Source organism: Nannocystis pusilla (assembly GCF_026626665.1).
Taxonomy (GTDB): Bacteria; Myxococcota_A; Polyangia; order Nannocystales; family Nannocystaceae; genus Nannocystis; species Nannocystis pusilla.
The window spans coordinates 9,399,929-9,412,323 of sequence record NZ_JAPNKE010000002.1 but is presented as its reverse complement, the minus strand read 5'-3'; the positions used below and the strand labels follow the sequence as shown (position 1 = coordinate 9,412,323).

At 71.3% G+C, this 12,395-nt stretch carries 9 protein-coding genes and 1 pseudogene; 3 read left to right on the top strand and 7 right to left on the bottom strand.

Translation table 11 applies throughout. From position 1 onward, the window contains the following. Positions 1 to 134 precede the first annotated feature (134 nt). From OV079_RS41590 to OV079_RS41580, 3 genes are all read left to right on the top strand, one after another. On the top strand, positions 135 to 422 hold the full coding sequence (locus OV079_RS41590; RefSeq protein WP_267775249.1) for an alpha-ketoglutarate-dependent dioxygenase AlkB: 288 nt from the start codon (positions 135 to 137) through the stop codon (positions 420 to 422). A 48-nt stretch (positions 423 to 470) separates the two neighbouring features. Beyond that, positions 471 to 2,609 carry a hypothetical protein gene (locus OV079_RS41585; protein ID WP_267775248.1) on the top strand — a complete coding sequence of 713 codons (2,139 nt, stop codon included), beginning with the start codon at positions 471 to 473 and terminating at the stop codon, positions 2,607 to 2,609. 356 nt (positions 2,610 to 2,965) lie between these two features. Beyond that, positions 2,966 to 3,106, top strand: coding sequence for a hypothetical protein (locus tag OV079_RS41580; protein ID WP_267775246.1), 141 nt, complete (start codon positions 2,966 to 2,968; stop codon positions 3,104 to 3,106). Between the two features lie 63 nt (positions 3,107 to 3,169). Here the strand turns inward: OV079_RS41580 and OV079_RS41575 are convergent, their stop codons facing one another. From OV079_RS41575 to OV079_RS41545, 7 genes and pseudogenes are all read right to left on the bottom strand, one after another. Continuing rightward, positions 3,170 to 5,290, bottom strand: coding sequence for a hypothetical protein (locus OV079_RS41575; protein ID WP_267775245.1), 2,121 nt, complete (start codon positions 5,288 to 5,290; stop codon positions 3,170 to 3,172). Between the two features lie 53 nt (positions 5,291 to 5,343). Next, positions 5,344 to 5,841: a cupin domain-containing protein gene (locus OV079_RS41570; RefSeq protein WP_267775244.1), complete on the bottom strand. Its 498-nt coding sequence runs from the start codon at positions 5,839 to 5,841 to the stop codon at positions 5,344 to 5,346. 51 nt (positions 5,842 to 5,892) lie between these two features. Further along, positions 5,893 to 7,578, bottom strand: a complete 1,686-nt coding sequence (locus OV079_RS41565; protein ID WP_267778770.1) for a caspase family protein — start codon at positions 7,576 to 7,578, stop codon at positions 5,893 to 5,895. Positions 7,579 to 7,697: 119 nt separating this feature from the next. Beyond that, positions 7,698 to 9,380 carry a WD40 repeat domain-containing protein gene (locus tag OV079_RS41560; protein ID WP_267775243.1) on the bottom strand — a complete coding sequence of 561 codons (1,683 nt, stop codon included), beginning with the start codon at positions 9,378 to 9,380 and terminating at the stop codon, positions 7,698 to 7,700. After that, positions 9,377 to 10,759 carry a hypothetical protein gene (locus tag OV079_RS41555; protein ID WP_267775242.1) on the bottom strand — a complete coding sequence of 461 codons (1,383 nt, stop codon included), beginning with the start codon at positions 10,757 to 10,759 and terminating at the stop codon, positions 9,377 to 9,379. The genes OV079_RS41560 and OV079_RS41555 overlap by 4 nt, the downstream gene beginning before the upstream one ends. 103 nt (positions 10,760 to 10,862) lie before the next feature. Further along, complete coding sequence (locus tag OV079_RS56620; protein ID WP_267775241.1) at positions 10,863 to 11,657, bottom strand: DUF4384 domain-containing protein; 795 nt, start codon at positions 11,655 to 11,657, stop codon at positions 10,863 to 10,865. 244 nt (positions 11,658 to 11,901) lie between these two features. After that, positions 11,902 to 12,389, bottom strand: a pseudogene (locus tag OV079_RS41545) (glutathione peroxidase). Between the last annotated feature and the right edge of the window lie 6 nt (positions 12,390 to 12,395).

Below are 12,395 nucleotides of genomic sequence, written 5' to 3'. Positions count from 1 at the left end.
CGCCTACCGCGGCCGCAAGGTCGACGCCGCCGAGCCGCTCGGCCCGCTGCCGAGCTGGGCCGCCGAGCTGGCGGCGCGGCTGCATCGTGAGTCGATCTTCACCTGTCCTCCGGACCAGGTCATCGTCAACGAGTATGTGCCCGGCCAGGATCTCCGCCCACATCGACTGCGTCCCCTGCTTCGGCCCGGTGGTCGCCTCGCTCAGCCTCGGCAGCGGCGCGAGCATGGGATTGTCGCACCCGACCACGGGCTCGCGGGCCGCGGTCTGGCTGCCGCCGCGCAGCCTCCTGGTCCTCGCCGACGACGCGCGCTACCGCTGGCGCCACGCCATCCCCGCGCGCAAGAGCGACCCCGATCGCGGCCCACGCGGTCGCCGGCTGTCGCTGACCTTCCGCACCGTCCTCCGCGAAAGCCGCGGCTGATCGCGGTCCCGAGACCACCCGCGGGTCGCCGCGTTACACTGAACCATCGTGTCTGCCGCGTCCCGGACCCTCGCCGTCGCAGCCGCCCTCGTCCTCGGTCCCCTGGTCGCCGGTCCGGCCCGCGCCGACAACCTGCACATCGACGTCCAGTCCAACCCCGAGCGCAACTTCACCCCGGTGCAGGAGCTCGCCTACGAGGCGATCGTCGCTGGCGTCGACGGCTACAAGGTCGACCTGCGCCTGCGCGTCACGTTGCACAACGCCAGCAAGCGCCGCCAGGACGCCGTCCTCAGCCTCGCCCTGCCCCGCGACGCCGAGCTCCTCGGCCTCGCCGTCGCCCGCGACGGCACGTGGAGCCCCGGTCGCCCCGCCGGCGTCGCCGTCGAGCCGGCCCACCGCGCCTCCGGCACCGTGTTCGCCCGCGCCCTCGCGCCCGCGGTCGCCGGCGACCTGCCCGCGGCCGAGGTCGTCGTCTTCAACCTCGAGCCGGAGGTGACGATCCAGCTCGAGCTGCAGCTCAAGGTCCCGCCGCGCCTGCGCGCCGATCGCTGGGAGCTCGAGCTGCCGAGCCGCGGCGACGACCGCTGGGGCCTCGCCCCCGAGCGCCGCGTCGTCGTCCAGGGCGCCCGCCCCGGCGACATCCCCCGCTTCTGGCTCGACGACCGCCCCAGCGACGGCGCCGGCGTCCTCCTCTCGCGCCCCGAGGACAGGTCCGTAGTTTCATGGCCTCATAAACATGTCTCGAAGGACAGAGGCATCCTCGACGGCCACCTCGAGATCTTGCCCGACCCGACCCCGCCCGGCGTCAAGGCCAGCGGCGGCCGCTTCCGCGCCTACCTGCGCCTCGGCGCCGCCCCGCCGCCCCGCCCGGACCACGTCGTCGTCGTCCTCGACCGCTCGCGCAGCACCGCCCCCGACCTCCACCGCGACGCCTTCGCCGCGCTGACCGGCCTGTTCGACGAGCTGCCGCCGACCCTGACCTTCGACGCGATCAGCTTCGCCCGCACCGCCCGCCCGCTGCTGGAAGGCGGCGAGTTCCCGAGCGTGCGCGACCGCGGCGCCCGCGACCGCGTCGCCGCCGCCCTCGACGCCGGCGCGCGCGAGCAGGGCACCGACCTCGCCGCCGCCCTCGCCCTCGCCGGCCGCCGGATCGCCGCCCGCGACGCCCACCGCCCGCTCGTCGTCGTCATCACCGACGGCATGCTCCCCGCCGGCATCGGCGCGCAGCAGATCGGCCATGTCTTTTCGGACAGCCTGACAAAAGCCACCCGCCCCGAGCTGCTGTTCATCGTCGACGAGCCGATGATGCTGCGCGGCGGGATCACCCCGCAGCACCCGATCACCAGCGTCGCCACCGCGCTCGGCGCCCGCATCAGCCTCGAGTCGCTGGCCCAGCACGCCCGCCGCAGCGGCGGTGAGCCGCCCGAGGGCCTCACCGAGGCGCTCCTGGCCGCCCCCGCCGTCCTCTCCGACCTCGAGCTGCAGCTCCCGCGCCGCGCCGCCCTCGACGAGCCCGCCCCCGGCGGCCTCGTCGCCGGCAACGTCCTCGTCGTCCGCGGCCACTACACCGGCGCCCCGCCGAGCGTCGGCGTGCGCGGCAAGCTGGCCGGCGTCCGCACCAGTCGGACCCTGCGCGCCGTCGCCTCGAAGCCGCCGCCCGCCGCCCTGGTCGCCTCGTTCGGCGTGTCCGACCTCGACCGCGCCGCCGCCGACGGCTTCACCCGCCCGCCGTGGTTCGGCCTCAATCAGCAGCGCGTGGCCCGGCTCGGCATCACCTGGGCCGGCCGCGGCAACGGCGACGAGCGCGGCTTCCTCGACGAGAAGATCTTCCGCAACTACCTGGGCATCCGCGTGTTCCCCCGCGCCCGCGCCTGCTTCAATAAGGCCCTCACGCGCGACCAGCAGCTCGGCGGCAAGGTCGTGTTCGAGCTCGAGGTCGGCAAGGGCGAGGTCATGCTGGCGAAGGTCGACGCCGCCGGCCTCAACCACCGCGAGCCCGGCTTCGAGGCCTGCCTGCTCGAGGCCGCCTGGGCCCTGGAGATCCCCGCCGGCCGCCTCGACGACCAGATCTACCGCCTCCGCTACCCGGTCGTCTTCAACCCGCCCGCCGGCGGCCGCCCGGCCATGGAAGACGACCCCCTCGGCCCCGGCACCGTCGAGCTCATCCTCGGCCTGCCGAACCGCTGAGCGAGACCTGCCCCGAAGACATGCCCGAGTCAAGCATGAGTCGCATCGAAGAAGTCCTCCTCCGGCTGACCAAGCGAGGGCTGCTCGGGGTCTACTCGCTCGAAGGGTGCACACCCGCGAGATCGACGAAGTCGCTCGATTCGCCGGGCACCCTCTACCCGACGCGTACGAGCGGTTCCTGCGCCTCGCGGGCCGCGATTCGGACACCATCACCCGAGGCTCGGACGCTTACTATCCTGTCCTCTTTCGCCTGCGAGAGTGGGCGGCCCAATGTCTCGCCGATGCAGGTTGCCCCTACATCCTGCCTCCCGACATGTTCGTCTTCTCCATGCATCAGGGATACGATTTGCAGCTTCATGCTGAACCAGGGCGCAGATCCGCCGGTGCTCCAATTCGTGCTCGGGGTTACTGATGCGGTGGGTCCCATGCCGCAATGGGACTCCTTCTCGAGCTACATCCAGGAGTTGCTGGGCCAGGCTGAAGCTGCCAGGTTCTAGCGACCACGCCGCGCCTCGTCGACCGAACAGGCGACGGCGCGATCGACCCACGCTAGCGAATCGTCACTCGCTCGCGCGCACCCCGAGTGACCGCTCGATGTCGCGGACGCGGATCTCCATCAGCTCCTGCTCGATCCGCCCGCGCTCCTCGTAGCTCGAGTAGTCCGTCTCGCCTCCCGACGTCCCCTCGATAAAACGCTCGATCGTGCGGGCCAGCCCGCCGGGGCCGAAGTACTGCCCGCCCTCGGTCGCCAGCCCCTCCGGCGTCTCGCGCAATTGCAGCGCCAGCGCCCCCAGGCTGTCCGCGGCCGCCAGCGTCCCTTCCATGCGTCGCCGCTCTTGCACCTTCTCGACCCGCTCGATCTTCGCGTCGAGCCGCAGCCACTCCTTGAGCCGCGCCTTGTACGCGGCCGACTGCGGCACCTTGTTGATCACCTCCGGCGTCAGCGACGAAAACCGCCAGTAAGGCTGGTTCTGCGACGGCAGGTAGCGCTCGCCCTCGAAGTGGCGGCGGCCCATGAACATCCCCATTAAAAACGCGTGGTCGAGCAGCAGCGTCGCTGCCGCCCCGGGCGCCGTCACGATCGGTCCGACCTTGGCGAGCCGCGGCTCCCACGTCGACCCGCGCTCGACCTGCTGCGCGAACTTCGGGTCGGTCGAGATCGTCAGCGTCGAGCCGACCAGGGCCACGTTGACCTCGCGCCATTTCGGCACGGTCACCACGTGCCCGCGCGACTTGCTGCGCTTCACCTTCAACCCCGCGAGGCCGAGCGGCGAGCTCGGGAGCTTCGCCATCGTCACAGCGACCAGCGCCGCCGCCGTGACCGGATCTTTAAAAGACAGCGCGAGGTTGAAGCCGAGCTCCGCCTTGCCGCCGCCGCGGGCCATCGCCGCCACGTCCGCGGCCGTCAGCGCGAAGCTCACCGTCCCCTCGAGCATGGCGAGCGCCGCCTTCGGATCGCCGCCGACGTTGCGCTGCAGCTCCGCGAACAGCTCGTCGGCGCTCTTGCCGATCGCGCGCAGCGACGCGTCGAGCCCCTCGCTCACGTCGAGCTTGCCGCCGACCCCGAACAGCACGCGTTCGTTGGCCGCGGTGATCGCCAGCGGCGGCCCCGCTCCGGCCGTCACCACGCGCCGCAGCAGCGCAGTCTCCGGCACCCGTGCGCGCGCAGTCCCGGCGATCGCCTCCGGCGAGAGCGACACCTCGATCACGATCGGCCCCAGCGGCCCCAGCACCGCGCTCCACAGCTCCTGCTCGCGCCGACGCTTCTCGCGGAATTGCTGCTCCGACGCCTTCTGCTCGGCCGCCACCTGCTCCCAGCGCGCGATCTCCTCGGCCGCGCCCCCGTGCTCGCGCAGCCGCTGCAGCTCCTGCTCCGCCCAGCTTTCCACCCCCTGCTCGTCGCGGCGGCGGGCCGCCTCGACCTCCGCGCGGACCATCCCGCCGGCGTCGATGAACGCGAGCAGGTCGCGCGGCTCCGCCGGGCCCACCGCCTGCTGCCAGCGCGGCGACGCGGTCAGGCCGCGGGCCGGGTCGACGCTGGCCAGCTCGCGCGCGAAGTCGTAGGGCGCCAGGCTCGGGTTGCCGACGATCACCATGAACGCGAAGTCGTCGCGCAGCACCAGCTGATTGCGTGCACCTGGCTCATGAGCCAGGACGATCCCGCGGTCCTCGTAGATCGGCTCGAGCGAGCCGCCGAGCTTCGCCCCGACGCGATCGACGAAGTCGCGGAAGCGGAGCGGGTCGGTCAGCGAGATGAAGTAGCAGCTCGTCTCGCTGCCCGCGTCGAGCAGCGCCGCGCCGACGGGCCGGTCCGGGTCGACACCGATCTCCGGCCAGCGCGCCGGGTCGAGCAGGTTGTGGCCGAACGACTGCTCGAAGTACGCCCCCGCCTGCTCGTAATACGGGCGGTACGTCCCGATCAGCGTCGCCACGTCGACCACTCGCAGCAGGTGGCGCACGCTCGCCGCGCTCACCACCACGCCTGTCCTTTCGGGCAGCAGGTCGATCGGCGCCTGCGCCGGCACCAGAGCCGGTGGCCGCGCGGCCTTGCGCGACGTCGTCGCTGCGGGCGCCGTCGTCGACGTCGTCGGCGACGTCGCCGTCTCCGGCTTGGGCCGACAGCTCGGGGCCACGAGCATCGCCGCCAGCACCGCGGACCTCGACCTCGAATGCGAGCGCATGTCCCATCCTAGCACCGGGTCGACGCGCCGGCGTTCGCCCGCGCGCGCCGGCCTCAGAGCGACGGCGGCACCTTCTCCCACGCGTCGTACTTGGCTGCCGGCTCCGGGCCTGCGAACACCTGGATGGCGACGAGCGGCTCGGCTCCGTTCTCGAAGCTGACGAGCGCGCCCGGCGGCATGTAGATCGTCGTCCCCGGGCCCACCTCGTGCGATTGGCCGTCGATCGTGAACTTGCCCGCGCCGCTCAGGATGTGGATGTACTCCTCGGTCGGGTCGCGGTGCTCGGGCACCTTACCCCCCGGGGCCATCTCGAGCTTGCCGAGGAACGCGTTTTGGCCCCGCGCGAGCGCCCAGATCTGCGCTGCCCCGCCGCCCTTCTGTCGGTGCTCGGCCTGCGCCAGCGACGTCACCGCCGCCGGCAGCGGCGGCGACTTCGGCGGCTCCGGCTTGGCCACCTCCGTCGGCGCCGGCTCGCTCTTCGGCGCCGGCGCGCGGTCGCAGCCCGCAGTCATCGCAATCACGAAGAAGATCGCCAGGCCGTCGCGTGACATCGCGCCGCAACGTACATCACGACGCGTGCGCCTCGCAACGGCCCGGCCGGCTCACAACACCGGAAAGTCGAACTCGAGGTTCTCGCGCCGCGACGTCGGGGTCTGGGCGCCCTGCGTCAGGCGGCGCACCTCGCCGACCACGTACTCGCGCAGCTCGGACACGCGGACCGTCCCGTCGCGGTCGAGGTCGGCCTGGCCCGACGTCAGCCCTTGCAGCACGCTGAACGTGAACACCCCGTTTTGCCACTGCGGCGACTCGAGCGCGAACTCGGCCCCGCTGGCCGACGAGATCACCGCCGCGCCCGACCCTCGGCGCAGGTCGGCGAACAGCTGCGCCAGCACCTCGTGCGAGCTGTCGGGGCTCTGGATCGCCCCGCTGTAGCTGAACGAGCGGAAGTCGGTCGCCAGCTTCACCTGCCCCGCGTCGCCGCGGGCCGCCCCGCCCGGCAGCGGCGGCGGCGTGCGGACCGCGTCCTCGTCGACCTCGCCCGAATGGCAGGTGTCCATCATCATCAGCTTGCGCCGCGCCGGGATCCCGTCGAGCAGGCTCTCGAGCTGATCGTACGACAGCCCGCGCTTGCCGGGCGCCTCGCGTTCGAAATCGTGGGTCACGAAGTAATAGTCGAGGTTGGTGTCGAGCATCCCGTGCCCGGCCACGAACACCACCACCTGATCGTCGATCTTGGTATTGAGCAGCTTCTGCCGGGCCGCCAGGATGTTCTCGCGCCGCGCCTCGCCGTCGAGGATCTGCAGCACCTCGACCTTGCCGAACCGCGACCCGCGGGCCTTGAACATCCCGGCGATGTCGCGCGCGTCCTTGGCCGCGTACTTCAGGTTCATCTTCACGTCGGCGTACTTCGACACCCCGACCGCCAGCACGTACAGGTCCGAGCCCGGCGCCGGCGCCGTCGACACCACCTCCACCGTATCCTTGCGCGACTCGGTGCCGGCCGAGTTGAGCGTGGACACTTGGATCTTGTTGCGCCCCGGCAGCAGCTCGACCGCGATCGATCGCTCGTGGTGGCGCGCCTTCTCGCCGCGCAGGTCGATGCCCCCCGAGCCGTGGATCGGCACGTCGTTGACGTACACCAGCAGGCGGTCGAGCTCGAAGCGCGCGTCGTCGGCCGTCACTTGCAGCTGCAACGTGCGTCCCGGCGTGCTGACCGGCACCTCGCCGGCGATCTTCGCCGTCGGCAGGTGGTAGGTCGGCTGCAGCGCCGCCTCGTCGATGCGCATCTTCTTCAGGCGTTTTTTATAGGCCTTCTCGTACAGCGCCAGCAGCTCCGGCGGCGCGTAGCCGAACCGCTTCAGCACCAGGTCCGGGCGGTTGAGCCGCAGGTCGAACAGCTCCACCGGCACCACCGTCTCGCCGAGGCGGAACGACACCGACTCGAACCCCTGCCGCGACGCGGTGTAATAGTGGTCGGGCGTCTCGATCACGTAGCCGTCGGCCCCGATCGTCACGATCGTCGCCACCTCGGCCTTCGTCGCCAGGTCCCACACCTTCACCGTCAGGTCGTAGCTCGCGGTGGCGACATAGCGGTCGTCGTGGCTGAACGCCACCGAGTCGACCTCCGCCGCGTGCCCCGCCAACGTCGTCATCAGCGAGCCCGAGCGCATGTCCCACAGCTTCGTCGTGCGGTCGGCGCTGGCCGTCGCCAGCACGTTGCCGTCGCGGCTGAAGTCGGCCCCGAGCACCGCCAGAGAGTGCCCCTGCAGCCGGTGCAGCAGCGGCATCTCGCCGGCCAGGCCGAACACGTGGACCGAGTTGTCGCCGAAGCTGACCTCGCTGATCGTCTGCGCCAGCATGTGCGTGCCGGCGCCGATCGCCACCTTGTCGCGCGCGTCGGACCAGGTCACCCCGTTGATGCGGTTGCGGTGGGCGCAGCCGCCCTGCCCGAGCGCGAACGTCTGCGCGTCGAACTCGACGAACGTCGCCGTCTCACGGAACACCACGTACAGCTTCTTCGCGTCGGCCGACCACCCGAGCCCCGACACGGACGCCGACGTCGAGATCGTCTCCGACCCCATGCTCTTCTGACAGTCGGCGTCGAGCCCCCGCCCTTGCTGCTGCGCAGCTTCTTGCCGGTGGCCACGTCGAACACCGACACGATCGCATCGCCGTGGGCGATCGCCAGCGACTTGCCGTCAGGCGCCATCGACTCCGCGGTCGCCCCGCCGACCGCGAACCGCCGCCACAGCGTCAGCGTCCGCGCGTCCCACATCGACACGCCCTCGAAGTCGCGCGTGAGCACGTGCTGCCCGTCGCGCGAGAACTGCACGTCGTCGACGAGCCCGACCTGGGCCCACTGAAACCCGAGGAAGTTCTCCTCCGACGGGTCGCGCTCGATCTTCGGCCCCGCGGTCACCGCCTTGGGCGCCGCCCCGCGCCGCAGGTCGAGCACTCGCAGCATGCCGTCGAAGCCCCCCGTGGCGATCACCGGCGCCGTCGGGCTCCACGCCACGTGCAACAACTCGGCGTCGTTGCCGAACGCCCCGCCGACGGTGCTCCAGAACGTGCTGCGGAACGTCCGCAGCTTCGCGCCGGTCGACCCGTCGTAAAGGTCGACCTGCATGTCGTCGATCGCCGCCGCGATCCGCCCGCCCGGTGACAGCTCGGCGCGCACCAGCCCCGAATCTTCCGCAGCCGCGAACCCGCCGAGCTTCCGCCCGCTGCGCGGCTCGACCCGCAGCAATTCACGCCCGCGGTGTACCACCATCTCGCCGTCCGACGCCCAGCCCACCAGCGTCCCCGGCACCCGCGAAGCCTCGGCCCACGAGCCCGCGTCGTACACGTGAACCGCGTCGCCGACGTCGAACGCCACCAGCTTCCCGTCGGGGCTGAAGCGCAAGAGTCTCCCGCCGGGCCCGTTCGCCGCCACCGCGATCGTCCCCAGGAGGCCGCCCGCCTCGGCGTTCCATACGTGGATCTCGTCGGTCACCGTCAGCAGCGTCTTGCCGTCGCGCGACCACGCCAGATCCTTGATCGCCTTGGTGTGCATCAGCGCGTGCTTGACCGCCCGCTGCTCGAGGTCCCAGATCGCCACCACCTGGTCCTGCAGCTGCGCCGCGCTGGCCAGCCGCTTGCCGTCGGGCGAAAACTCGATGCTGCCGACCCACCCGCTGTGCCCCGGCAAGGTCGCCACCTCGGCGCCGCTCGCCACGTCCCACACGTGAATCGTCTTGTCGAAGCCCGCGCCCGCCAGTCGCTTGCCGTCGGCGCTCCACGCCGTCGTGTACACCGGCCCCGCCGCGCCCGACAGCGTGCGCCACTCCTTGCCCATGCGCACGTCGTAGAGTTTGATGAGACCGTCGACGCTGGCGACCGCGAGCCACCGGCCGTCGGGCGAGAACTTGGTGTCCTTCACCCAGTGGCTCGAGCCGGCCTGCACCACCAATTCCGGCTGCAGCCCCGCCTCCGAGCTCGCTACCGCCGCCTCCTCCGGCGCGCGCACCGACTCGCGCTTGCACGCGCTCGCCCCGAGCGTCGCGCACCCGAGCCCCGCGAGCCCCCACGCCCGCATCATCGACTTCCTCATCGCGACCCCTGGAACCCGATCTTCAGCCCCGCGTGCCAGCGCCACGCCCGCCCGAACCCGCGCTCGCCGTCGATGTGCCGCTCCGCCGCCGGGAAGTCGTTGGTATAAGCATAGGCCGGCAGGGTCACCCCCGCGTACGGCGCCAGCTCGAACTTGCGGGTCACGCGAATGTGCAGCGCGAAGTCGCCGCCGAACAATCCGCCGATGCCGATCGCCCGCCCCTCGTTCACAGTCGGCACCGGCAGGTTCGGGTCGGCCTCGCCGACCAGCGAATCCCTGCGACCGAAGCCGAGCCCGAACCCGAGCAATACCATCAGCGCCGGGCGCACCCGCCAGTCGGGCGGCAACGCCAGCACGTCGAAGCCGTAGATGAATTCGACGCGGCGCACCAGCAGCTCCTCGACCTTGGGCACCTGCCACACGTCGCGGTGGAACATGAACTGCACGTACGCCCGCGGGTGCAGCAGCGCCCCGATCGAGATGTCGAACGCGCTCTTCTCCTGCAGCTTGAGCCCCGACAGCGAGTACTCGCCGAACGCCTTGCTGTAGTCGCCGCCGACGAAGATGTACGAGCTCGGCGAGCTGCTGCGCCAGTAGTCCTTGATCTCGCCCGCCAGGCGCCCCTTCGATCGCCGCGGCTCCGGCTCGGGCGTCGGCGTCGGCGTCGGCGTCGGCTCGACCGGCACCGCCTCGACCGGCGCCGACGGAGCCGGCACCGGCTCGACTGGTTGCGACGGCTCCGGCTGCGTCACCGGCACCGGCGCCGCCGCGACCCCGCGCGGCTCGGCGGCACGGATCCGCTCGACCGCCTTCTGCCCCAGCGCGGCGACCATCAGCGGCGTCAAGATCTTGCGCTGCTGCGCCTCGGGCCCCTGGGCGACGAACAGCTTGACGACCACGTTGTCGACCCGGAACACGAGGTTGTACATGATGACCTCGATGCCGATGCCGTACGTGTCGCCCTGCGCGGTGAACATGCGCGTATCGGCGCCGACGGCCGGCGGCGTGTTCACCGGCGGCAGCCCCTCGCGCAGCTCCTCCATCGCCGCCGGCATGAACCGCTGGGCCGCGTCGGCGCTGGGGAACACCCACCGCAGATCGTGCACCTGCCACACCGCCGTCGACGCGTCCTTGGCCGTCCACAGCTTCTTTCCCCAGTGCGTGCAGCCGAACTGCGCCGCCCCCGGCTCGCACCCGGCCTTGGCCCAATCACCCGTCATGTCCGACGGGCTCGCCAGGTCGCCGGCCTGCAGATACGTCGCCTGAAAGCTGGCGTCGTCGGTGCCCCACGGCGGCCCCGCGTGGGCCACCGACGTGAACGCCAGCGTCGCCGCCAATACACACAGAGCTCGAACACCCGCCCGACCCGGCGCCGTCATTGCGCGCATCGTATCACTTCCTCGCTGCGGCGATACCCGCCGCGCCCGCGTGACCCGGGCCGGCCGATTCGGCCGGCCCGGAGACGACCCTCGAAGCCCGCGATCAGGGCGTGTGCTGGAACGCGAAGATCTGGTGGATGCTGGTCGCACCCGCCGTGTTGGCGGCCTTCATCGACACACCCGGCGCGTCGCCGGGCTGGGCGAGGCCGAACGTGCGCGCCTGGGCGCCGCCGCACGCTGTCCCTGGATTGTATGAAAGGTCGCGAGCGCCGCACGCCAGCTCGTCCGCCGTCGTGTTCTGCTTGCCGAGCGCCGTCTCGAGCCGGGTCAGCGGCTCGACCGACGCGACGATGTGGACCTGCTCGAGCCCGACCCCTTCGGCCTCCAGCGTGAAGAAGCCCGGCTGCGGCGGGATCCGCAGGTCCTTGCCCGCGGGCAGCGGATTGGCCATGGGCATCTGCGGATGCGGGAACATCACGTTGATCCCGCCCGCCGGCGTCTCTTGATATAGATAGACGTGCGCCTGCGCGCTGGTGCGCAGCGTGAAGTACACGTTGGTGCCGGTCGGCATCGAGCCGTTCGGCGGGACCACCGAGTATTGCGACTCGCCTGGCTTTTGCGCCAGCACGCCGAACTCGACCTGGAGGTCGACCGCCTGCTCGGCGGGGACCATGGCCACGTAGATCTGCTTCAGCGCCTTCTGGTACGACTCCGCGTCGGGCGCGTGCTCGAGGACCAGCAGCAGGCTCTCGAGCTTCTCCATCCGCTCGCGCAGCGACCTCGCCTCGCCGCGGTACTCGTCCGGCGACATCGCGCCGTTCTTGTAATCCATGCACAGCGTTCGCCAGCGCGACAGGTAGCGCTCGACCGCCGAATCGACCTCGCGGACGGCCGCCACCGACGTCTCGGCCTCGACGCCGAATTGCCGGCGTTGACGCGCCCCTCCACCTTGCGCGCGTCGTAGCGGATCTCGCTATCACAATCGGGGCTGCCGCTGCCGCCCGACTTCTTGCAGCTGCCCAGCGCGAAACCGAGCGCAAGTGTGACGAATGCTACTCCAACCCTCGAGCCAGCGCGCATGTGCGGAGGCACCCTGCCCGCATCGGCCCGGGGCTGTCAATGGTCATGTTCGACAGAGTCGCTTATGCGGACAGTGCCCGCTCGACGGCTTGCATCACCTCGGGCGCGAGCGGCTCGATCTGCGGTTCGAACCGGTGCGACACGCGGCCGTCCTTGCCGACCAGGAACTTGGTGAAGTTCCACTTGATCTCGCCGCGCAGGCCCTCGGGAGCTCCTCGGTCAGGGTGCGGTACAGCGGCGACTTGTCGCCCTTGGCCTTGACCTTCTCGAACAGCGGGAAGTTGACCGAGAAGCGGGTCGAGCAGAACTGCTGGATCTCCTCGGGCGAGCCCGGCTCCTGCGCGCCGAAGTCGTTGCACGGGAACCCGAGCACCGAGAAGCCGCGGCCCTTGAAGCTCTGGTGCAGCGCCTCGAGCGCGTGGTACTGCGGCGTCAGCCCGCACTGGGAGGCGGTGTTCACGATCAGGAGCACCTGGCCGCGGTAATCGGCGAGCGAGCGGGTCGCGCCGGCGAGGGTCCGGACTTCGTGGTCGAGCGCGGGGCCTTGCATGGCCGG